Consider the following 24,117-nt stretch of genomic DNA (forward strand, 5'->3'; position numbering starts at 1 on the left):
GGGAGACTGTGTGGGAGAGTAAGTGGTTGCCAGGTCATGTGGCTCGATAGCTCAGTCGGTAGAGCAGAGGACTGAAAATCCTCGTGTCGCTGGTTCGATTCCTGCTCGAGCCACCAAAAAAGAAGATTATACAATTAAAAGTTGACTCCTGTATTTTACAGGAGTCAACTTTTTTAAGTTCTATTAACATTATTTCAAAATAAATTTTTAGATTTAAATCATAAATTTTTCTATTATATGGGCTACTCCATCTAGTGAATTAGCTATTGTAATATAATTAGCTTCTTTAATAATATCTTTATGAGCATTTGCAACAGCTACTCCAAGACCTGATTCTCTTATCATGTCTAAATCATTAAAGCTATCTCCTACAGCAATTACTTTATTTTTTCTAACGCCTATTCTTTCAGTCAATTCTGTTAATGCTCGACCTTTATTGATATTCTCGTTTGTAATTTCAATGTTATTAATATATGAAGAAGTAACTGTTATTCCAAATATTAAACTTAAATTTTCTTTTAATTTTGATAATATACTTCTATTGGTTGTTAAAATTTCAATCTTATAAATAGGAACTTTATTTATCAATAATTCATCAATATTAGTAATTATTTCTGAATTATTAAAAAAACTGTTGTAATACAACGTTTTTCCTTCATCAATTCTAGAAGAATCATTGTATTTATACATTGCAAAACCTTCTAATATTGTATCTAAGTATTTTGGATTATTTATATATATTTTTTTCTTAGTGTAAAATTGTACAATAACTTGGTCGAAATCTATTTTAGCAATAATTTCTTTAATATTATCCATTTTAATGATTGACTCCCAAATTATTTCGCCATTTTCATCAAATATTTGAGCTCCATTCAAGGCTATTATATCTAATTTAAGTTTACTTTTCTTTAAAAAATCTTTTATAAACCAGATATCCCTACCAGTTGCAATTACAATTCTTTTTCCATTTTTTTTGGCTATATTAATACAATTAACGGTAATATTTGAAATAGTTTTATCAGAATATAATAATGTTCCATCCATATCTGTTAATAAAAGGTCATATGAGGCTTTTTTATTTAAACTATTATTTTTCATAAGTATATTATTTAGTTCAAATAGTGAAAAATTATATAATAAGAGTATCTCATTTAAATGGTATTTTTTGTGCAAATATTTAATTTTTTCTAACCTATTATTATCAAATAATTTATAATCCATAATTTCTTTTTTAGGGTTGAAATCGGTACTTTCAATTCCAATGAGGTTTCTTTCTAATTTAAAAATTCCTCCATTTTTATAAAGATTTATTCCTAAATCTATGTCACTTTCAAAAAAGTTTTCATAATTATTGTCAAAACCTCCAACAGATAAAAGAAATTTATGTTTTGCCGAAACATTACATGTATCAAATACAACCCAAGGGGCAGGCCAATCATTTAATTCATCTCCAAGAGTAGAATATAAAATATCTCTTTGATTATTTAAATAAGAACTATAATTTTTAATATTTGGTATATTATTCTCATATTCAAATAGCATATTTAAATTTTTATTTTGACTATATGTATATCCAATAATAACATTTTTATCACTATCTTGATGAGATAATATATGGTTTTTAATAAAATCTTTTTCTAAAATCATACCTGATTGAATAAAAATACAAATTTCTCCACTTGCAGTGTGTATTGCTATATTTCTATCTATTGAAATTTTTAAATTTAAATTACCTTGATATAAATATTTAATATTTAACTGATGTTTATATTTACTTAAAATATCTAAAGTATTATCATAGGTACCATATTCACAAACTATCACTTCATATTGATTTATAAATATATTCTGCTTTATTAATGAATCTAATGTATTTTCTAATAAAATTTTTTTATTACAAGAGTTTATTATTATACTTGCCTTAATATTCATAATTAATATCCTTTCACAGTTTAATTTAATAAAATAAATTTTAAAATATTTATTTGAAGGTAACAAATAATAATATGAAAATAAATTAAGTCTTTCATTTATTGTATAGTAGAAAATCCTTAGTATTTTTATTCGAATTAATATACAAAAATGTATATTTTAAATAAATTATTAACTAAAAATTAATTACAATGTTTCTTTATAACTACTATATTACATGTTATTTGAATAATATCAAGTATTTACTATAAGGGCATATACTTTATATAACACTATGCTTTAAAAATATACTATATATTGAAAAAGGTAATTATGATATAATAAAATTTAAAAAGTTTATAAGTTCTTGTATTGACATTGTTATGGAAGATTTAATTAATGAAATAAAAATAAATGCAGATTATATAACTTGCTTAAATGAGGAAAATGGAGTTGGATATGCAATTAATAAGTTTGTATTGAATAATACATAAAAGTAATATATTAAATTTTCTATTTTTATATATTATATAAGAGATTAAATAAACTATAAAAATTATATTAAATTTTAGTAATTATAAAATTTATAAATAATTATGTGGATTATTGTAATAACGGGAGCAGTTTAACCTCTTTTAATAATAAAGGCGAATAATAATAAAGACAAAAAAGAATATTAAACTTTTTTGCCTTTACGGATAAATCAATTTTATTTTAAAAGGTTAAGAATTTCTTCAACATGACCTTTAACTTTAACTTTTCTGAATTCTTTAATCAATATACCATCCTCATCGATTATAAATGTACTTCTTTCGATTCCTAATACTTTTTTGCCATACATATTTTTCTCTTTTATTACATCATATAGTTTGCATAATTCTTCATTTTCATCGCTTAAAAGAATAAAAGGAAGACCTAATTTACTTATAAATTTATCATGTGATGCTAAAGAGTCCCTTGATACTCCAAGAACTATTGCATTTAAATCTTTAAGGTTTTCAAAGTATTCTTTAAAATCACAAGCTTCAGTAGTACAACCTGGTGTATTATCTTTAGGATAAAAATAAAGGATTACTTTTTTACCTCTATAATCAGTTAATTTATGAATATTATTATCTGAGCCGATTAATGAAAACTCAGGGGCTTTTTTGTTAATTTCAATAGATGACATAAGTTATACCTCCATAATTATTATTATAAAATTATTATATAATAATAATTATTAATTATCAAGTTTTTACTTAATAATATATAGAAAAAATGTATTTTATATATATTATCAATGTGTTATTATAAAGTAGTATTAAATTATAAAAGGAGATATATTATGGACAATAAGGTATTAGCAATTGTAGGAGGACAAGAAATTACAGAAAGTGATTTACAAGAAATATTAGCTAGATATCCTCAGCAACAACAAGCTATGTTAGGGACTGAAGATGGTAAAAAACAATTATTAGAACAAGTAATAGGCTTCGAGCTAATGTACAAATTTGGTAAAGAAAATGATTATGAAAATCTTGAAGAGTATAAAATTCAAATTGAAAAATTGAAAAAAGAAATTTTAACTCAAGTAGTTGTTAATAAAATATTATCAAAGGTTACAGTTTTAGATAATGAAGTTTTAGATTTTTATAATGAAAATAGTCAAATGTTTAAAGAACAAGAATCAGTAGTTGCAAAGCATATATTAGTAGATAGTGAAGATTCTTGCAATACTATAAAAGAAAAAATAGTAAATGGAGAATTAACTTTTGAAGAAGCTGCTACTAAGTATTCTAGTTGTCCATCGAAAGAACAAGGTGGTAATTTAGGATCATTCTCAAGAGGTATGATGGTTCCTGAGTTTGAAAAAGTTGCTTTTGAATTACCAGTTGGAAAAATAAGTGATGCAGTACAAACACAATTTGGATATCATTTAATAAAAGTAGAAGAGAAAAAGGAAGCTGTTGTTAAGCCATTTGAAGAAGTTAAACAAATGATAGTTAATCAATTACTTCAACAAGCTCAACAACAAAAGTACTTAGAGTTTATAAAAGAATTAAGTGAAAAGTACACAGTTGAAAGAAAATAAAGATATAGAAATGGACCTGTTTATAAAGCAGGTCTATTTTTATTATAATTTATAAATTAAATTTAGAAATCAATTATTTCAAATATATATCTAAATCAGAATAAGTATATATGAATTTTGAAGAATGAGCTTTTAATAATTCAATATGATTATGAGAAGCTTCATCATAAACTGCAACAACTTTCATGCCAGCAGATAAGGCGCCTTTTACAGCTGGTAATATATCTTCGAAGACTATACAATTTTCTGGAGCAACAGAAAGTTTCTGAGCACTTAGTAAATAAATATCAGGATAGTTTTTTCCTCTAGAGACTTCAGCAGTTGTGGTTATTACATCAAAAATATCAAAGATTCCATTACTTTTTAAGCATATTTCTAAAAGTTCAGGTGAACTACTAGTAGCTAAAGCAATTTTTATATTTCTTTCTTTTAATACAGTTAGAAGTTCAAGAGCACCTTCTTTTAATTTTATAGTATCTTTATAATGCCTATAGGCCATATCATGCCAGGTAGTTATTATATCATTAATGGTAGCATCTATTTTAAATTTATTTTTAAAATAGTAAGCTGTTTGCTCAAAGCTTAAATGACATATCTCATCCTTTAAATTATCAGGTTTTTTAAAGCCTAGTTCAGCTAAATAATCATTATCTATTTTGTCCCAGACCCACATAGAATCTATTAGAGTTCCATCTAAATCAAAAATAGCTGCTTGTACATTAGTAAACATAGAAATCCTCCTTGGTTGAATTTACGTAATTATATTATAGTATTAATTTAGATGCTTACCAAGTAATAAAAATATAATTATAAAAAACATATTAAAATAGGACAAACAGTGCCTATAAAAGCACCTATAAAAACATCCGTTGGATAATGAACGCCTAAATATATTCTAGATAGTCCTACTAACGTTGCTAAAGTTAAAAATATTATTGAAAAGTTAGAAAATGAAAAACAAAGGCAAATTGCTATAGAGAAAGCTAAGGTTGTATGACCAGATGGGAATGAATAATCATCTATACCTATTTTTTTTATATTTAAATCTTCTATTAATAAGAAGGGTCTAATCCTGTTAACTAAATGTTTCAATATATAGCATATTAAAGTGCTTAATAGTATAGAGGTCAATAGATTAAAAGTAAGATTATTTTTATAAATACTGTATTTATAAAATGAAATTATAATAACGATTATAGAAAAGCTTGGTGCGCCTAGATAAGTTAATATAGGCATTAAAATATTTAGAAGTGAACAATTGAGTTTTTTATTAAGTTTTTTTAAAAGATTAGAATCTTTTATTAATAAGTTTTGTATATTCACAAATATCACATCCTATTTATAAGTATATTTTTATTATATAGTTAGTAGTTTAAAATGCTATTAAGATTAGTTAATTGTTGTTTAAAATTAATTACTATAGAATAGTTTATCCGTATAGGAAATTTGTATAACTCAAAATTAGAATAAAAAATTTTTTTTTAGGCAATATATTAATATCTATGAATATAATTGTAGAGAAAGAGGTGGATATATATGTTATATATATTTATATTTATGATTACTTTTTTTATGGTTACGTTATGTTTTGCATTATGTAAAGCTGCAGCTAGGGAAGAAATTTTTTCAGCAGAGATTGAAGAAAAGAGGGAATAAATCAAAAAATACTTGTAAATACGTTAGTTTTTTAGCATAAATACTTCTATAAATAATATATTTTAATTGAAATTAATTTTTTATAGAGGTATTTAATGAGCGATGTAGTTTTGGATGCTGGACATGGAGGAAAGGATCCTGGAGCAATAGGTCCCACTGGAATTCAGGAAAAGGAATGTACACTTTATATAGCTAAAAAGTGTGAAGAAATATTAAAGAGTCAAGGGATAACAGTAAAACAAACAAGAATGGACGATAGCTATGTTGGTTTATCAGAGAGGGCACAAATAGCTAATAGTGAAGGAGCAAAACATTTTATTAGTATACACATAAATAGTGCTGATATTACAGCAGCAAATGGAACTGAGGTATATGCATTAGCACCAGGTGGAGAAGGAGAAAAATTAGCAGGTAGCGCTCTTAAATATTTAGTAGAGGATATTAACTTAACTAACAGAGGCGTTAAATTTGCTAATTTTGCAGTTCTTAGAGAAACTGATATGCCAGCTATATTGGTAGAGGTTTTATTTTTAAGTAATCCTAAAGAAGAAAATTTATTAAAGAGTGATAGCTTTAAAGATAGGATAGCTTTAAATATAGCAAAAGGCTATTTAGATTATATAGGTAAACCTTATACTGAAGGAGATAAGACGCAGGTTAAATCAGATACACTCACACCTATAATTGAAGAAGCAACAGAGCTAAAAGATCAGGCTAAACAATGGGCTAAGAATAAAAATGCCACAGATACATTTATTGCTTTGGCAGATTTATATTGGAAGTTGGTTTCTAATCATGGAGGAGTTAATCCAGTAGTAGCATATGCACAAGCTGCATTAGAAACTGGTTTTGGAAAATTTGGTGGAATTTTAGATGAAAGTTTCAGAAATCCATGTGGACTTAAAAATAGTATAGGTTCTGATGATAAAGTTACTTCACATGCTAAGTTTAATACTTGGGAAGAAGGCGTAAGTGCTCATCTAGATCATTTAGCTTTATATGCAGGAGCTAATGGGTATCCAAGAAATGATACAAATGATCAGAGACATTTTCCATATTTATTAGGGACAGTTAAATATGTTGAGGAGCTCTCAGGTAAATGGTCGCCGACTCAAGACTATGGTGTGAAAGTTATTAATCTAATGTTTCAGATTTCAGATACTATTATAGTTGACAATTTTAATATAGTGGATTTGGATAATGATATTAGAAAAGACAATAGTAATGTTGTAGATAAAGATGTCTTAAGTATTAATTTAAGTAGTATAAGAGAAAAACTAAATAATAAAAATGCTGAGTTAGATAAACTTAAAAACGAATATGAAGAAATTAAGAATTTATTAAATGGTGTAGACTCAGAAATAGAAAAACTTCAAAAAGAAAATAAGGAATTAAAGCTTACAGTAGATACTTTAAATCAAAAAAATAAAAAATATCAAAATGTAATAGAGGAAGTTTTAAATATTGTAAACAAATTTAAATAAAAAAAGGAATTGCTATTTGCAATTCCTTTTTTTTGGTCGGGGTGACAGGGATTGAACCTGCGACCTCATGGTCCCAAACCACGCGCGCTCCCATCTGCGCCACACCCCGAGGTACATATATTATTATATGAGGTATGCCTGCTTTTGTCAATACAATTTATAAAAAATAATCAACGTTTACTAAACATATTTGGTGGTATATAATAGAAGCTATGTAAAGGAGTTGAGAAAATGAACATAACAGCTACAACAATAGTATTGCTTATACCTAGTATTTTTATGATTTTATTAGGAATTATGTTATTATTAAATAAATCAACAATAGAAAAATTTAAAGAAGGAACTAAATATAGCAATAAACAAGAATATGTTGCCTTCAATGCAAAGTTTAACTTAATTATGGGGTTTATTGGACTAGGATTAGTTATATTAAATATATTTTTATCACAATATAAAGATATCATAGTAATAGCTTATATAGTATTAATGTTTTTAGCTTCTATATTACAAAGAATATTAAATAAAAAATATAGATAAAAATAGAGTTTGGAAATCTTCCAAACTCTATTTTTCTTATTATTAGCAGTCTAAGGGAATTTATAGAAGTTTTTAACGGATCGAATTTATTAGAGTGAAGTAAAAAACTTCTATAACTCCACCTTTTTTATTGCTTCTTATTTAATAAATTATTTCTGATTTCTTTAAATTTAGGAAAAGCTTTTTTGTATAAAGAATAAATAAATTTATTTATAACTAAATCAAATTCACCTATGAATTCAACAAAATTTCCATTAAATCCTTTTTTAAATCTATAAAGACCATATAGTGGATTTTCAGGGTTCAGATCACCAGATACGCCTCTAAAATCATATATAGAACAACCTAAGTCTATAGTATCTGTTATCATAGCCCATTGCATAGCAGAACTTGGCATAGTATCTCTAAGCACATTTTCTGATGCACCATAAAGGTACCAAGCCTTATTGCCATAGTAAAGGTATATAGAACCAGATAAATAGAATTCCTGTCCTTTAAATTGCTCTATATCTTTTATTTTATTAGTGAAACCTTCTGCTTGTCTTTCAGCCTCTTTTAATTTGGTTTCTTGGTCTGAAATTCTTTTTTGGATTCTTGCTTTTTTATCTTCGATAGTTTCTTCAAGAAGTTTTTTATTTAGTTCTTCAATTTTAGCAATAGCTTTAACTTTATTATCTTGTTGTTTACTTAACTTTTCATTTAATCTATTAAAGTCTTTTTCATAACTATATTTAACCATATATAGTCTACAATATGGGTAAATATATTCCACCATATCTCTAAAATATTCTTTATGTCTGACTATGAAATTATCTCGTTTACCGGTTGTAACCATTATGTCATGGAATTTAGTTAATATATCTTCTGTAATATTCTTTTTATCATAAACTTCTACAGAAAGACCTCTATCTTCAGCAACTTTTATATTATATCTTGTTTTTGAAGAGAAATTTTTGAAAATCATTTTCTTAATATCTTCTTTTTCACCTTCAGTAGGTAGTGGTAACCTGAAAACAAAGTTTGGTTGAATAGCTTCAAAATTTTTAGAATCAGTATTGTTATAACCTAAACTTTTTAGAAAATCTTTAATAGCTTCACCAGATTCTAAAGTATTCTCATTTTCAGATAAATGAATATCAGGATCTACTGTTAAGAAACTAATATTATTTTCCTTTGAAAAAGTCCTTAGAAATTCAGTAAATTCAATTAAAAGTTCTTTATTAGTATAATCACATATAAAGCCTCTAGGTATATATCCCATATAAGCATTTACATATGGGGCCTTCCTAAGTAAAATAGTTGCTGATAAAACCATATTATCATTTTCATCAAAGGCTCCTAAAAATTTTACATTCCAATCTTTTTTTACTTTAGACCAAAAAGATGTTTGAAATATATGACCTTTATCATTATCAGCATTAAATTTATCTATTATTGAATAATCAACTTCTTTAAAATTGTACAAAAAAATTTCCTCCCTTTAGTAAGCATAGGATTTATATTCATATTAAAAGAAAATGAACATAAATATATTGTAATATGAAAAAGTGGAAGGTTCAAGGGAAAAGAATGTTTTACAAAAAGTTAATAAAAAGAGGATTTTGATGTGAAAAGAAATAATATAATAGTATAAACTGTTGAAAATGCTAGGTTTGCTGGATGTAATATTATGTAAAATTATACGATAAAATCAAATATGGAAATTTTTTATATTAGTATTTTTGATAGTTTGATGTTATAATGCAGATATTAAGATTTTAATTCTTAAGGGGGAAGGAGGAAGTTCTTGTATACCATAATCAATACAAGGACAATTCAAAGAATGAAAAAGAGAATACTTTCTACAGTAATTGCTGTAAGTTTAATTATGGGAACAGGAATTCAATCAATTGCTGCTCCGTTAACTGATGCTCAAAAACAACAAAAGATAGAGGATACTAAAAAGTTAGATGATATAAATTCTAAGGTTAAAGATTTAGAAAAGCAAATGAACGATTTAACAGATCAAATAGAATTAGTTTATTCTCAAATAGAAAAAAATAAAAATGAAATAGCAAAAGTAAAAAATGAAATAAAATCTACTCAAAAACAAGTTGACAAGCTAAAAGAAGACCTTAAGGAAAAGGAAACTGTCTTAGGGGATAGAATGAGAGCAGTATATAAAACTGGTACTACAGAGAATTATTTAGGAGTTATTTTAAGTTCAACTAGTTTTAGTGACTTGATAACAAAGTTTCAAGCGGTTGGAAAAGTTGTAACTCTGGATAATAAAATAATCGATGAGCTAAATTCTAAAAAAGCAGAATTAGATGATAAAGTTAAAAATTTAAATACTAAAAATGAAGAATTAGATAAGCTTAACATTGAAAATAAAGCTAAGTTAGATGAATTTAATAAGAAAAAAGACGAACAAAAATCTGTTATAAGTCAATTGAATCAGGAAAAGGGTAAAATAGAAGTTGACTTAGCTGCTGTTGAGAAACCTATGGTACAACCATTTATAGATGTTATAAATAATTCAGGCAGTTCAATTGATGATTTAACGAGTGCAAGAGATGCTTTAAGAAATATTAGAACTCAAATAAAGAGTCCAGCTGTAGATGCAGATTTAGTTAAAGCTATTGAAAAGGCTAAATCACTTATAGAAGAAAAACAAAAAGTGGCAAGTTCAACATCATCAGTACCAAGTAGAGGTGGAAATGGGACAGCTAGTTCGAATTCTATATTAAATTACGCATCACAATTCCTAGGAAGGCCATATGTTTGGGGTGCTCATGGACCAGGTTCTTTTGATTGCTCAGGATTTACATCTTACGTATTTGGACATTTTGGATATGGCGTATCAGGAACAACATATGATCAAATAAATCAAGGTACACCAGTATCATATAATGATTTACAACCAGGAGATTTAGTTTTTGAAAGAGGTTCGGCTTCAGCGCCATCTCATGTAGCTATATACTGGGGAAATGGACAAATAATTCATGCTTCAAATCCAAGAGATGGTGTAAAAATAGGACCGATATCGGATTATGTTGCAGCAAGAAGAGTATTAAGATAATTATAAGAGTTAGCGTAGTTGCTAACTCTTTTTTTTAAGACTAATATAAAGGCATACATAGTTAAAATTAATTTTTATAATAAATTGAAACTTTAAGATATTAACTTAAAGTTAAATTTTAGAATGTTATCTAGGGTTGTATTAAGAAAGTACAAGCTTTGAATACTTAGGTATATGTAGATTTATCGTTGTAGGTTGGGTATAATAAAAAATATTATATGTTGATAGGAAGAGAAGAAGATATGAGCAAAGAAAAAGATTTAGACATAAAATTAGTGAAGGAAGATGAGAGTTTAGATGATCTACAACTAGATGGTATACATTTGATACAAAAAAAAGATGCTTTTAGGTTTGGAGTGGATGCGGTTCTTCTTGCTAATTTTGCAAATGTAAAGAGAAGTCATAGAGTTATGGATTTATGTACAGGAACAGGAATAGTTCCATTTATTTTATTTGGTAAAAGAAAACCTAAGGAAGTTGTAGGTTTAGAAATACAAGAAGAAATGGTTGAAATGGCATATAGAAGTGTACAAATAAATTCAACTTTTGAGACTATAAAATTTATAAATGGAGATTTAAAGGATAAAAGCTTGTTAAAATCTCTAGATAAGTTTGATGTAGTTACTGTTAATCCTCCTTATAAGCTTCAAAATGCAGGAATATTAAATCCTAAGGATAAGACTGCTATAGCAAGGCATGAGATAATGTGTACTTTAGAAGACGTTATTGAAGCTTCTAGACTGCTTCTGAAGGATAATGGTAGATTATATATTGTACATAGACCTGAAAGATTAGCTGATATATTTTGTCTTATGAGAAAATATAAAATTGAACCTAAAAGAGTAAGAATGGTTCATCCAAATACAAAAAAAGCTGCAAATATAGTATTAGTAGAAGGACAAAGAGATGGTGGAGCATTTTTAAAGTGGGAACCACCATTATATATTTATAGCGATGAAGGTAGATATAGTGATGAAATAAATAATATATATGGGAGGTAGGGAAGTTTATGGCTAAATTATATTTAGTACCAACACCTATAGGTAATTTAGGAGATATTACACTTAGAGCATTAGAAGTTTTAAAAATGGTAGATTTGGTAGCTGCTGAGGACACTAGACAAAGTTTAAAGCTTTTAAATCATTTTGAGATAAAGAAAACCTTAATAAGTTATCATATGCATAATGAGCAAGGAAAAAGTGAAGATCTTATAGCTAGAGTTAGAAATGGAGAAAATATTGCATTAGTAACAGATGCGGGAACACCAGGTATTTCTGACCCAGGCACTATAATGGTTCAAAAGTGTATTACCGAAGGGATTGAATTTGAAGTTTTACCAGGAGCAACTGCTTTTACAACTGCGTTAGTTTATTCTGGGTTAGATACAAGTAAGTTTTTATTTAGAGGCTTTATACCTAGAGAAAACAAGGAAAGAAATGAATTATTGGATGATATTAAAGATAGAACAGAAACTCTAATTTTTTATGAATCACCATATAGAGTAGTAGATACATTAAAAATTCTTAAAGATAGTTTAGGAAACAGATCTATTGCTGTATGTAGAGAACTTACAAAGCTTCATGAAGAAATATATAGAGGTTCTATAGATGAGTGTATAGTTTATTTTAATGAAAAGGTACCAAGAGGTGAATTCGTGCTTGTTTTATCAGGAAAAACAAAAAAAGAAATAGAGCAAGAAAAAATTTCAGAATGGGAATCTCTAAGTATTGAAGAACATATAGTAAAGTTTATAGATGAAGGTTTCACTAAGAAAGAAGCAATAAAAAAAGTTGCTAAAGATAGGGGTGTTCCTAAATCAGAGATTTATAAACACTCAACAGAAATATAAATCCATAAATATGATATGATTATTTTATATTAAATTTAGAAAAATTGGAAAGTTAAATAGCATAAAGCGGAAAAGCACTTTAATAAATTTAAAGTGCTTTTTCGCTATAAATATATATTATTTATAAAATTATATATTATTTTTTAAATTCTTCTAAGCAGTTTTTACAAATGTTTTTACCTTTGTAATTTATAACATCTCTTGCGTCTCCACAGAAGATACATGCTGGTTCATATTTCTTTAATATGATTTGTTCACCATCTACATAGATTTCTAAAGCATCCTTTTCAGCTATATCTAATGTTCTTCTTAATTCTATAGGAATAACAATTCTTCCTAATTCATCCACTCTTCTTACTACACCTGTTGATTTCATTACTTTCTCCTCCTTGTTTTTACACCTTTCGACAAATTACAATGTAATATTAGCAAAGTTGTAATATTAAGTCAATACCTTTAATAAATAAATTTGATTATTTACAATTTTTTTACTTAAATTTTGTTTAACAAAATGTATATATAAAATATACTACCAATTTTTTGAAAAGTCAATACCTAAAAATGTAAAGTGTTTGATAAAAAATATATAATTTTAGTAAGATATTATTAAAAAAATATGGAATAAAGTATTAAATTTATTAATTACATGATAAAAGTATAGTAATTTGTAATAAATCATAATATAAGATAGAAATAAAAATAAAAAAGTAATTTTATGGGATGTCCTATTTTTTCTGTCGAAAACATATTCAGTAATAAATTTATTGAATAATTTCTAATAACATTATATGTTAGTAATATGATTTTGGATAACTAATTTATCGAAATATGTAATAAAAAACAAATAAAGAATGAATGCTTAATTCAAAACTATTGAATAAATGTAAAAAAAGTGCATAATTTATTTTCGTGATTTTTATTCTAATTCTAAATAATTAAATATAAAGTTTAATTTTTAACAGGTAATCCACAGTAAATAAACATGTTATCAACATGCTGACTGTGGATAATGTTAATAATTTTAAAAAAAACTAATAAATTTTGGAATAAGGACAACTTTATGCACAATTAATGTTATTAAATTGTGCATAAGTGTGAATAATTATAAAGAAAAGTAATAAATTTTAATACAATGCATTAGAAAGTAACTTGTAATATGTTTATGCATACTATATAATTGAATTAATAAATACTAAAAAAATTGAGGTGTAGTCAAATGGAAGGAAAAAAAATTGATTCTAGTTATGTTATGAGACTAGCAGAAGAAATGTCAAAAAACAATATGGTTTCATATGATGATCTTCCAAAATATGATTTGTTTTTGTCTCAAGTAATAGATTATTTAAATGATAAATTTACAGAGGATAAATATACAAATAATATTGTTCAGAATTATATTAAAAGTGAAGTAATATCTAAACCAGAGGATGGTAAGAAGCGAGGTTATACAAAAGTTCATTTAGCGCAATTGGTGTTATTAAGTCATATGAGACCCATACTTACAACAGAAGAAATAAAAAAGGTTTTTGCACTAGCATTTAATGAAATTAATGATAGAGATGATGATATAATATCTTGGGAAGATGCTTATAAAGTATTTTCTGAGATACAAATGGAAAGTTTCAATGAATTTTTAACAGCACCTATTTTAAATGAGGATAAACTTGAAAAATTAATTAAAAATTCAGATTTAAAAGAAGATGATGAAGAGAAAATAAGATTATTTCTTATAGTTATGGCTTTAATAGCACAAGCTAGTGTTATTAAAAAATTAGTTCAAAAGTTGGTAAATGAGTATCATTCAGAATAATAAATGAAACTCTTCATAGGAGTATTGTTACAAAGTAAGTTGTATTAGCCAAATTAAAATTTGGATACTTAAAGGAAACTCCTTCTCATGTACATTCGAATGAGTAAGTTCGAATAACCAAATCTAAGATTTGGATTCTTACTTAAAGGAAACTCCTTCTCATGTTCATTCGAATGAGTAAGTTCAATTAACTAAATCAAAGATTTAGAATTTCACTTAAGTTCGAATAACCAAATTAAAAATTTGGATTATTACTTATAAGTAATAAATTATTTGTAATAGTATAATATAAAACGAAATTAACCTTGGAATGTAATTCTAAATATATTCCAAGGTTAATTTCGCTTTGTTATAATTATTAGATGGTATTTAAGTAGAGAGAACATTAATCATAATTTAATAAACAAATAGTAGTAACACTTATAAAAATTGCACAAAATATCATTAAAAGTTAATGCAATATACGGTGTATATGTGGATAAGTGTGAATAAATGTGGATAAAATCTGTGGATATGTTGATAAAGTGTATAATTACTATCTTAAATTTTCAAGTTCCTCAAATGTAATATTCAATATAGGATAAGAATCAGCATCAGTATCATCATAATGCCACCATTCAGTTTCTATAGTATTAAAACCATGTTTTTTCATAATACTAGTTAATAAGTCCACATTTTTTCTTGCTTCATCACTCATAGGTGCATTTCTATAAGCTTTTTCTGTGAAGGCATCAAAACCAGTAGGCATAATTAAGTTATTATTATTATTATCAACTAATGTTATATCAACAGCAGCACCTCTATTATGTCTAGAACCAGCAGCATTAGGATTTGCTATAAAACGTGAATCACTTACAAAGCTCCAAAGATATTTTTGAACATCATAAGGTCTATAAGCATCCCAAATTTTTATAGTATAACCTAGAGTTTTAAATTCTGCATTTGCTTCTTTTAGTTTTTTTGCCGTATTTTTTTGAAGAAGACATGCGGAAAATGGATAGATTTTTGTATGAGTAAAATTATCAGTGGTCGCATATCTTAATTCTTTTATTATAGATGGATCTACATCAATAACATAAACTAAACCAGATTTTGAAGTAGGAATCTTAACATATAAGCTTTCGTGATCTTTTATGTCAAATTTAGCTATATCTAATTTACTTTGATTAGGTGCAGAATTAGAAAATATTATAGAAATAAGAGCTCCTAATACTAATCCAGAGGCTATAATTAAAATAATAGCAATAAAATAAAGAGGTTTAGTAAGTCTTTTCAAAATAAATTACCTCCTTCTTAAGTAAAAACCAAATCTAAGATCTGGGTATTTGAAATTAATAGACATTTTAAATGATTTATTTTAAGTCAAAACCTAAACCGTTGATTTAGTTATTTAAAAGTACTCCTTGAATGCTAAAGAATAGAAGGTTCCTTTAATGGAAGTTATTTTGTAAAAGTATTTCTACGAATGAGCATAAGTAGAAGTTTCATTTTAAATGTCTTATACTTATTATATCGAATAGTTCGAAAAAAAATCAAACTTTAAGAGGTAAAAATGGTAAATGAAATTATTAAGATATCAGTCAGAAACTTAATAGAGTTTATTCTTAGAAGTGGTGATATAGATAGCGAGTATAGGGGTGCTAATAGAGCGGTATTAGGAACTAAGGCACATCAAAAGTTACAAAAAGCTAATGAACAATCCTTTGATGATTATAGAAAGGAAGTTTATTTAAAATGTGAGCTAAGTTATGGGAAGTTAAATTTAATTATAGATGGAAGAGCTGATGGGATATTTAGAGAAGGAGACTTTTATATAGTTGAAGAGATAAAAAGTACTAATTCTAAATTAGATTTGATAGATGAAAATTATAATGAACTACATTTGGCTCAAGTGAAGTTTTATGCTTATATGTACTGTATAGAAAATAATATTAGAGATATAAAAATTCAACTTAGCTATTTTCAGCTAAGTACAGAAGAAGTTAAAAGCTTCAGACGTGAATACAATTTAGAAGAGTTACAAGAATTTGTGATGTATGTAGTTAAGCAGTATGAAAAATGGGCTAGTTATAAATCAGACTGGGTAGATAAAAGAAATGAGTCAATAAAAGTTTTAGAGTTTCCGTACAAAAGTTATAGGCATAGACAAAGGGATCTAGCTGTAGCTGTTTATAACACTATAAAAAATGAGGGAATAATATATGCAGAAGCACCTACAGGTATAGGAAAAACAATATCAACAACATTTCCAGCTATTAAATCAATTGGAGAAGGGTTAACTGATTGTATTTTTTATTTAACATCAAAAACTATAACAAGGACTGTTGCAGAGGAAGCTTTTATTAAAATGAAAGCTAATGGTCTTAAAATTAAAAGCATAAGCTTAACTGCTAAGGATAAAATCTGCTTTAATAACGAAAAGAGTTGTAATGCTGAAGAATGTGAATATGCTAAGGGATATTATGACAGGATAAATGATGTAGTATATGAAATGATTAAGAAGGAGGATACCTTTTCTAGAGAGGTTATAGAGCAATATGCGCAAATGTATAGGGTGTGTCCTTTTGAATTATCATTGGATATTAGTTTGTTTTGTGATGCTGTTATTTGTGATTATAATTATGCTTTCGATCCAAGGGTAAATCTTAAAAGGTTTTTTCAGGAAACTGTGAAAGAGAATTATGTATTTTTAGTGGATGAAAGCCATAATTTAGTGGATAGGGCTAGAGAGATGTATTCTTCTAGTTTATCGAAAAATAAAATTTTAAAAGTAAGAGGTATTGTTAAAGCAAAATCAAAGCTATTATATAAATATTTAAATAGTATAAATAGATTTTTTAATGATTATAAAGGGGAAGTTCAAGGTACTGGTGGGAATAGTTTAATTATTAAAGAATCACCTACAGATATAATACCCCTTTTAAGAAATTTTTTAAGAGAAGCTGATGAATATTTAGTTAAAAATAAAGGAACGGAAGATTATGATTGTATCCTAGAATTATATTTTGATATAAATAATTTTATAAATATTTTTGAAATATATGATGAAGGATATTATACATATTTTACTTTTGAAAATGGAGATTTTATAGTTAAATTATTTTGTATAGAGCCTAGAAATCAGTTAGAAAAACTATACAAAAATGCGAGAGCTATAGCTATGTTTTCAGCGACCTTAACTCCTAAAAATTATTATATGGATATGTTAGGAAGAAAGGAAACGTTATATAGTTTAACTTTACAAAGTCCATTCCCTCAAGAAAATTTAAGTGTAAGTTTAGCTCCTATAGCTACTAAATTTGTATTAAGGGATAAAACTAAAAGTATAATAAAGGAATATATATATGAGTTTATCAAAAATAGAAAAGGAAATTATATGGTGTTTTTTCCCTCTTATGCATATATGAAATCTATATATGATGGATTTAGGGGTGAGTATGTAGATATAGATATAATTATACAAAAAGAATCTATGAATGAAGATGAACGTGAAGAATTTTTAAAAGAATTTGATGAGAATAATGTAAATACTAAAATAGCATTTTGTGTAATGGGAGGTGTATTTTCAGAGGGAATAGATCTTATAAGGGAGAAACTTATAGGAGCTATAATAGTAGGAGTTGCATTGCCACAGATATGTTTAGAAAGAGACCTTATTAAAAAGTATTATGATGACAAGGATTTAAGTGGTTATGATTATTCTTATACTTATCCTGGAATGACGAAAGTTTTACAGGCGGCAGGCAGGGTTATAAGAACAATGGAGGATAAAGGAGCAATATTATTAATAGATAATAGATTTTATACTAAAAAGTATTTTAATATTATGCCACAAAATTGGAACCATATTAAGCTTATAAAGAATAAGGAACACCTAAATATCGTTTTAAAAGAATTTTGGAAAAATGTGTAGTATTTTATAGAAATAATTCAAAAAAAAGGATATAATAAAAAGTATGTAATTATATAATATTATATGCTTTTTATTTTACGTTTAGGGGGCTATCATGGGTAATTTAATAAAAGGGGAAAAAAGAATAGAAGAAAGATATAGAATACTATTTGAAAATAGTATGGATTCAATTATAATACATGAAGATTTTAAAAGTATTTATCTAAATAATAATACTATTAATATGTTCGGAATTAAAAAAAGTGATAATATTGTTGGCAGGAATATTCTAAGTTTTATACATCCCTATTATCGTGAAATTTTAAAAGAAAAAATAAAAGAGAGTCATGAGGAAGAGGGAGAAGTAGAAATTTTAAAAGAACAATTGATGAAACCTAATGGAGAAATTATAGACGTTGAAATCAAAATGACATATATGAATTTAGAAGGACAAAAATATGATATATGGTTCATAAAGGATATAACAAAAAGTAAGAGTATTGATAAAAAATTAAAGAAAAGCGAAGATTATTTTAGAAAATTATTTAATAATGTAAATGATGCTATTTATTTAAATAAAATAGAAGTAGATGGACTACCTTCAAAGTATATTGAGGTTAATGATGTTGCTTGTAAGCGAAGTGGATATAAAAGAGATGAGTTTTATAACTTGACAGTTTATGATACTAATCTTTCATTAAATCAAGAAAAGGTTAAAAAGCTAATAAAGATGCTTAATGAAAGAAATAACGTAATTTATGAGAGTATAGAAAAAACTAAGAATGGAAAATTTATAGATGTTGAAATAAACAGTATGCTATTGATACTAGAAGAGGAAAAATATATATTAGCAATATCTAGAGATATCTCTGAAAGAAAGGCAAATGAAGTATTGGCTAAAAAAAGAGAAGATTCGTATAAACTTCTTATAGAAACTCTTCCTTATGGAGTGTATATATGGAGCGGGGCGCGTTTAACTTTTGCAAACAAAGTAGGATTAGATTATTTAGGCGCTAAAGATTTATTAGAAGTAAAAGATAAGGGGTATAGACATATAGTAGAGCCACATGAAGACTTTGCCGAAGAACATTATAAAGATATAAAGTTTGTGGAGAAGAATGGCTATATGCCGCTTAAGGAAGGAAAATTCATAAGAAGAAAAGATAATAAGGTTCTAGACTTAGAAACAATAGTAACAAAATATGGTTATGAAGAAGGCGAGAAAACTTATCTTATAGTTGCGAGAGATATAAGTGATAGAAAAAAAGCAGAAAGTTTAGAACGGGATATGGGTGAAAAAATAAGAATGCTAAAAGAAATTTCTGAATATGAAAAAATGAGAACAGAATTTTTTGCTAATATATCACATGAATTAAGAACTCCTGTTAATGTTATATTTAGTGCATTGCAGCTTATTAATAGTAATATTGAAACTTTTGATGATTTGGGTGAGAATATTGAAAAATATAAGAGACATATTAATACTATGAAACAAAATTGCTTTAGGCTAGTAAGGCTTATTAATAATTTAATAGATGTAACAAAAATAGATTCTGGATACTTTAGTATAAACCTAGTAAATGCAGATATAGTAAGTGTAGTAGAGAATATTACACAATCGGTAGCAGAATATATATCAAATAAAGGGATTGATCTTATATTCGATACCGAAATTGAAGAAATGGTAATAGCTTGTGACCCTGATAAGATAGAGAGAATAATATTAAATCTTATATCTAATGCTGTTAAGTTTACAAAGTCAGGAGGAAGCTTATTTGTAACTATGAGTATAAGGAATGGTAATGTATTAATATCAGTTAAGGATACTGGAATAGGTATACCAAAAGAAAAACAAGCCGTAATATTTGAAAGATTTGTGCAACTTGATAAGTCACTTACTAGAAGGAATGAAGGTAGTGGTATAGGTTTATCACTTGTTAAATCATTGGTAGAAATGCATAATGGTAAGGTAAGTATTAAAAGTGAGGAAAATAAGGGAAGCGAATTTATTATAGAACTACCAATAGTTAGGTTGGAAAATCGGGAAAATGATATATTTCAAGCGGATTATAGAATACAAGATAATGTGGAAAAAATAAATATAGAGTTTTCAGATATTTATTTTTAGAAATACTCCCATAAATTTATGATTTATGGGAGTTAATTATTTATAAAGTAAACTTACAATTGAAGTACTTTATTTTTTATTCATGTATTGTTACATTGTAATCACATTTAAAGCTTTTATTAATATTTAATTTTATTATACCTGCTTTTTCTTTGAAATCAGCATTAAAATCCACAAAATCAGCATGACCAAACCAAGGTTCTATACATACAAAAGGAGCTCCTGTTGGTTTAGACCAAAGTCCTAAATGAGGAAAATTCTTAAAATTGAATTCTACATATTTATTATGATTTTTAGATTTTAAATTTATTATACGAGAATTTAAATCATAAAAAACTAAAGCATCATTTTTAAAAACTTCTGAAGTTAAAGGAATTATATTCTCATTATTTAAGTATGGAATTTCATTATGAGTGAAGTAACCTAAAGGTGATAATTCCATTATAGATTTAGTTTCTTTCTTTTCAAATTCAAAATAATAATCTTCAAAGTTTTCATTTTCTAAAATAGGACACATAAATGCTGGATGAGCACCTATTGAGAAATAAATTTCTTTATCATCTATATTTATAACCTTATATTCAATATTGACAGTAGAATTTTGAAGAGTGTATGTTATTTCAAGAGAAAATTTAAAAGGATAAACCTTTAAAGTGTCTTTAGAATAATTAAGTCTGAAACTTATACTAGATTCTGTTTCAGCTATTTTTTCAAAATTGGAAATTCTAGCAAGACCATGTTGAGGTAATTCATAAGTTGTTCCGTTAACGGTATATTTATTATTAAGAACTTTGCCTACTATAGGAAACAGAATTGGAGAGTGATATTTCCAATATTCTGCATTACCATTCCATAAAAATTCGGTATTAGTTTGTTTTCCTTGTATGCTATGAAGCTCTGCACCAGCATCACAAACTTCTAATTTTAATAATTCATTTTGTAAAATATAATTCATATTGACCATCCTTTCATAAATGAGAATATATAAATAAAAATGTATTTAATTTTAAGGGTATTTCTAATAAAATAGTAATAGAAATTTCCTTATAAATCAATTATACCATTACAAAAACTTATATTACAAAATTTACTGGTGTTATTTTTATTGAAAATATAAATACTATTTAGAGTGTTTATATAGTATTCATTTAATATATGGTTTAATATGCTTTTTACAAATTAAATTTAGTATTACTTTATGTTTAGAAATTGTATTAATATAAATGTAAATTTTGAAATGCAACATGTATAATTAAAAAGTAATAAAAATAAAAGAGGAGGACAAATGAAAAAATTAACTTTAATTAAGATTAAAAAGTATATAAAGTTATCTAAGACTCTATATACAAAGATTTTAGAGGATGATATTTTTGCTTTGGCAGCTCAATTATCGTACAATTTAATACTTGCTTTCTTCCCATTTCTAATTTTTTTATTAACATTAATAGGTTTTAGTAGTTTAGATAGTAACTCTGTACTTGAGCTATTGAAACCAGTAATACCGCACTCATCTTATTATTTAATTAAAGAAATTGTAGTAGAAGTGGTTGATGTTCAAAGAAGTGGTTTATTATGGTTTAGTATAGGATTATCTATATGGACTGCCGCATCAGGATTTAGTGCTGTTATAAACGGATTAAATAAGGCATATTCGGTTAAAGATAAACGTTCCTTTATAAAGATAAGAATTATTTCAATAATATGTACTTTTATATTAGCAATACTTATTATTTTAACTTTATTTTTATTAGTTTTTGGAGATTTAATAGGTCAGTACTTATTAAATACATTTCATTTTGATTTAGCTATACACTTTATTTGGAATGTGTTAAGAATAATAATAATAATATCTATGATGGTAATCACGTTTGTTGCTCTATATAACTATACTCCTAGTAAAAGACTTGGATGGCGTAAGGTCTTGCCGGGAGCAATAACCACAACAATAGGTTGGATAATAAGTTCATATGCATTTGCTTTTTATGTAAATAATTTTAGTAATTATTCAAGATTATATGGAAGCCTTGGGGCTGTTGTAGTATTAATGACTTGGATATTTATAACTTCTTTAATACTAATAGTTGGTGGAGAAATAAATGCAGTTTTAGCTAATAAAAATTAATGACTTCTAAAAAGAAGTCATTAATTTTTTATTTCTTATTTTTAATAACCATTTGGATGATTGCTATGCCAATTCCAAGCAGTTTTTATTATTGTTTCTAAAGAGTCAAATTTAGGTTTCCAGCCAAGTTCAGCTATAGCTTTTTCAGAAGAAGCTATAAGTACAGCAGGATCACCAGCTCTTCTTGGTGCTACTTCAGCAGGGATTGGATGATTTGTAACTTTTCTTGCTACATCAACAACTTCTTTAACAGTAAACCCAGTACCATTTCCTAGGTTATAGATTCTACTTTCTCCACCATTTCTTAATCTTTTTAGGGCTAGAGAGTGTGCAGAGGCCAAATCAGATACGTGAATATAATCTCTTACACAAGTACCATCTTTAGTATCATAATCATCTCCAAACATCATTATCTTATCTCTTTTTCCAAGAGCAACTTGAAGAATAAGAGGGATTAAGTGAGTTTCAGGTGAATGATCTTCGCCTATTTTACCATTTGTATGAGCACCAGCTGCATTAAAGTATCTTAAAGCAGTATACTTAATGCCGTAACATTCGTCACACCATTTAAGAATTTTTTCGACTAAAAGTTTCGATTCTCCGTAGGCGTTAGTTGGTAAATTTTTATCCTCTTCTAAAATAGGAATATTATCAGGTTCTCCATAAGTTGCGGCTGTAGAAGAGAATACTATGTATTTAACATTATGATCTTTCATTGCTTCAAGAAGACTTATTGTTCCAGATACGTTATTATTAAAGTATTTTAGTGGGTTACTCATACTTTCACCAACCAAAGAATAAGCAGCAAAATCTATAACTGCATCTATTTTATTTTCGGTGAATACTTTATCTAAAATAGCTCTATCCCTTAAATCTCCATTGTAAACTTTTCCGCCAAGAATTGCATCTTTGTGGCCCTTTTCAAAGTTGTCCAAAATAACTACTTCTTCGTTATTTTCTAAAAGTTCTGCTACCATGTGGCTACCTATATATCCAGCACCGCCACAAACTAAAATTGCCATAAAATTACCTCCATAAAATAAATATACAAGTACATTATAAACCTTTTCATTAATATAGACTATATAGTTTGTAAATTAATAAGAAATAAGAATTTTATTTACAAGATAATTTTAAATAAAATGAATAATATAGAAAAATGTGGTTAGAATTAACAATGAGTAATTTCAGGAGGTATTAATTATGAATAAAATTGTTTTACTTGGAAAACTTATAAGAGACCCTGAACTAAAAGTATTAGATGATAGTGACAAGGTATACTCAAAGTTTATAATTGCAGTTGAAAGAAGTTTCAAATCAAGTGACGGAGAAAGAAAGTCTGACCTTATACCTGTAACTATATGGGGTAGGAAGGCAGAGGTTGTATGTAAATATCTTCATAAGGGTGATTTAATAAGCTTAAGTGGAAGACTTATGACTGGTAGCTACGAAGATAAGCTGGGGGAAAAGAAGTACATAGCTCAAGTAGTTGCTGAGGATTTTAGATTTGTAGGAAATAAGAGAAATGTACACCAAGATGGAGAAGTTAAAGTAGAATAGATATAAATTAAGCTGGCTTTAATTATTTAAAGC

The 24,117-nt window shown here is 26.5% G+C and carries 20 protein-coding genes and 2 tRNA genes; 12 read left to right on the forward strand and 10 right to left on the reverse strand.

Going from position 1 to position 24,117, the window contains the following annotated elements:
* The first annotated feature begins 40 nt into the window (after positions 1-40).
* A tRNA-Phe gene (locus BUB01_RS20055) sits at positions 41-116 on the forward strand.
* 97 nt (positions 117-213) lie between these two features.
* On the opposite strand, the gene BUB01_RS20060 is transcribed toward BUB01_RS20055, so the two are convergent.
* Together BUB01_RS20060 and BUB01_RS20065 are read right to left on the reverse strand one after the other, a co-directional pair.
* Positions 214-1,932, reverse strand: coding sequence for a Cof-type HAD-IIB family hydrolase (locus BUB01_RS20060; RefSeq protein ID WP_072992659.1), 1,719 nt, complete (start codon positions 1,930-1,932; stop codon positions 214-216).
* Positions 1,933-2,620: 688 nt separating this feature from the next.
* Entirely contained in the window at positions 2,621-3,082 is a 462-nt protein-coding gene (locus BUB01_RS20065; protein ID WP_072992662.1) for a peroxiredoxin, read from the reverse strand.
* Between the two features lie 156 nt (positions 3,083-3,238).
* On the opposite strand from BUB01_RS20065, the gene BUB01_RS20070 reads away from it, so the two are divergent.
* On the forward strand, positions 3,239-3,985 hold the full coding sequence (locus tag BUB01_RS20070) for a peptidylprolyl isomerase (protein WP_072992665.1): 747 nt from the start codon (positions 3,239-3,241) through the stop codon (positions 3,983-3,985).
* A 73-nt stretch (positions 3,986-4,058) separates the two neighbouring features.
* Here the strand turns inward: BUB01_RS20070 and BUB01_RS20075 are convergent, their stop codons facing one another.
* A complete protein-coding gene (locus BUB01_RS20075) occupies positions 4,059-4,715 on the reverse strand; it encodes an HAD family hydrolase (RefSeq protein WP_072992668.1) in 657 nt (218 codons plus the stop codon).
* Positions 4,716-4,792: 77 nt separating this feature from the next.
* The gene (locus BUB01_RS20080) at positions 4,793-5,308 is read right to left on the reverse strand and encodes a phosphatase PAP2 family protein (protein WP_084109069.1); all 516 of its coding nucleotides are present in this window, start codon (positions 5,306-5,308) and stop codon (positions 4,793-4,795) included.
* Between the two features lie 428 nt (positions 5,309-5,736).
* Between BUB01_RS20080 and BUB01_RS20085 the strand changes: the two genes are divergently transcribed.
* Entirely contained in the window at positions 5,737-7,125 is a 1,389-nt protein-coding gene (locus tag BUB01_RS20085; RefSeq protein WP_072992671.1) for an N-acetylmuramoyl-L-alanine amidase, read from the forward strand.
* Between the two features lie 33 nt (positions 7,126-7,158).
* On the opposite strand, the gene BUB01_RS20090 is transcribed toward BUB01_RS20085, so the two are convergent.
* Positions 7,159-7,234, reverse strand: a tRNA-Pro gene (locus BUB01_RS20090).
* Between the two features lie 122 nt (positions 7,235-7,356).
* Between BUB01_RS20090 and BUB01_RS20095 the strand changes: the two genes are divergently transcribed.
* Entirely contained in the window at positions 7,357-7,662 is a 306-nt protein-coding gene (locus BUB01_RS20095; RefSeq protein ID WP_072992675.1) for a hypothetical protein, read from the forward strand.
* 127 nt (positions 7,663-7,789) lie between these two features.
* Here BUB01_RS20095 and BUB01_RS20100 read toward each other — a convergent pair whose 3' ends face one another.
* Positions 7,790-9,127 (reverse strand): peptidoglycan bridge formation glycyltransferase FemA/FemB family protein, encoded by a 1,338-nt coding sequence (locus BUB01_RS20100; RefSeq protein WP_072992679.1) that lies wholly within the window; start codon positions 9,125-9,127, stop codon positions 7,790-7,792.
* Positions 9,128-9,448: 321 nt separating this feature from the next.
* On the opposite strand from BUB01_RS20100, the gene BUB01_RS20105 reads away from it, so the two are divergent.
* The 3 genes from BUB01_RS20105 (at position 9,449) to rsmI (ending at position 12,572) form a co-directional block, all read left to right on the forward strand.
* Positions 9,449-10,723, forward strand: coding sequence for a C40 family peptidase (locus tag BUB01_RS20105; RefSeq protein ID WP_084109072.1), 1,275 nt, complete (start codon positions 9,449-9,451; stop codon positions 10,721-10,723).
* Positions 10,724-10,941: 218 nt separating this feature from the next.
* Positions 10,942-11,724, forward strand: coding sequence for a tRNA1(Val) (adenine(37)-N6)-methyltransferase (locus tag BUB01_RS20110; RefSeq protein WP_423231132.1), 783 nt, complete (start codon positions 10,942-10,944; stop codon positions 11,722-11,724).
* 8 nt (positions 11,725-11,732) lie between these two features.
* Positions 11,733-12,572 carry a 16S rRNA (cytidine(1402)-2'-O)-methyltransferase gene (gene rsmI, locus BUB01_RS20115; RefSeq protein ID WP_072992686.1) on the forward strand — a complete coding sequence of 280 codons (840 nt, stop codon included), beginning with the start codon at positions 11,733-11,735 and terminating at the stop codon, positions 12,570-12,572.
* 136 nt (positions 12,573-12,708) lie between these two features.
* Here rsmI and BUB01_RS20120 read toward each other — a convergent pair whose 3' ends face one another.
* On the reverse strand, positions 12,709-12,948 hold the full coding sequence (locus tag BUB01_RS20120; RefSeq protein ID WP_072992689.1) for an AbrB/MazE/SpoVT family DNA-binding domain-containing protein: 240 nt from the start codon (positions 12,946-12,948) through the stop codon (positions 12,709-12,711).
* Between the two features lie 840 nt (positions 12,949-13,788).
* Here BUB01_RS20120 and BUB01_RS20125 point away from each other — a divergent pair.
* Positions 13,789-14,382: a DUF1836 domain-containing protein gene (locus BUB01_RS20125; protein WP_072992692.1), complete on the forward strand. Its 594-nt coding sequence runs from the start codon at positions 13,789-13,791 to the stop codon at positions 14,380-14,382.
* A 535-nt stretch (positions 14,383-14,917) separates the two neighbouring features.
* Here BUB01_RS20125 and BUB01_RS20130 read toward each other — a convergent pair.
* Positions 14,918-15,658: a M15 family metallopeptidase gene (locus tag BUB01_RS20130; RefSeq protein WP_159433284.1), complete on the reverse strand. Its 741-nt coding sequence runs from the start codon at positions 15,656-15,658 to the stop codon at positions 14,918-14,920.
* A 276-nt stretch (positions 15,659-15,934) separates the two neighbouring features.
* Between BUB01_RS20130 and BUB01_RS20135 the strand changes: the two genes are divergently transcribed.
* Positions 15,935-18,295, forward strand: a complete 2,361-nt coding sequence (locus BUB01_RS20135) for a helicase C-terminal domain-containing protein (RefSeq protein ID WP_072992695.1) — start codon at positions 15,935-15,937, stop codon at positions 18,293-18,295.
* Between the two features lie 94 nt (positions 18,296-18,389).
* Positions 18,390-20,402: a PAS domain S-box protein gene (locus tag BUB01_RS20140; protein WP_072992698.1), complete on the forward strand. Its 2,013-nt coding sequence runs from the start codon at positions 18,390-18,392 to the stop codon at positions 20,400-20,402.
* A gap of 76 nt (positions 20,403-20,478) precedes the next feature.
* On the opposite strand, the gene BUB01_RS20145 is transcribed toward BUB01_RS20140, so the two are convergent.
* A complete protein-coding gene (locus BUB01_RS20145) occupies positions 20,479-21,357 on the reverse strand; it encodes an aldose 1-epimerase family protein (RefSeq protein ID WP_072992701.1) in 879 nt (292 codons plus the stop codon).
* Positions 21,358-21,687: 330 nt separating this feature from the next.
* On the opposite strand from BUB01_RS20145, the gene BUB01_RS20150 reads away from it, so the two are divergent.
* Positions 21,688-22,524 carry a YihY/virulence factor BrkB family protein gene (locus BUB01_RS20150; protein ID WP_072992704.1) on the forward strand — a complete coding sequence of 279 codons (837 nt, stop codon included), beginning with the start codon at positions 21,688-21,690 and terminating at the stop codon, positions 22,522-22,524.
* Positions 22,525-22,565: 41 nt separating this feature from the next.
* Here BUB01_RS20150 and galE read toward each other — a convergent pair whose 3' ends face one another.
* Positions 22,566-23,546, reverse strand: a complete 981-nt coding sequence (gene galE, locus BUB01_RS20155; RefSeq protein ID WP_072992707.1) for a UDP-glucose 4-epimerase GalE — start codon at positions 23,544-23,546, stop codon at positions 22,566-22,568.
* Positions 23,547-23,727: 181 nt separating this feature from the next.
* Between galE and BUB01_RS20160 the strand changes: the two genes are divergently transcribed.
* The gene (locus BUB01_RS20160; RefSeq protein WP_072992710.1) at positions 23,728-24,084 is read left to right on the forward strand and encodes a single-stranded DNA-binding protein; all 357 of its coding nucleotides are present in this window, start codon (positions 23,728-23,730) and stop codon (positions 24,082-24,084) included.
* Positions 24,085-24,117: the final 33 nt, after the last annotated feature.

The organism is Clostridium cavendishii DSM 21758 (assembly GCF_900141845.1).
Taxonomy (GTDB): domain Bacteria; phylum Bacillota; class Clostridia; order Clostridiales; family Clostridiaceae; genus Clostridium_AG; species Clostridium_AG cavendishii.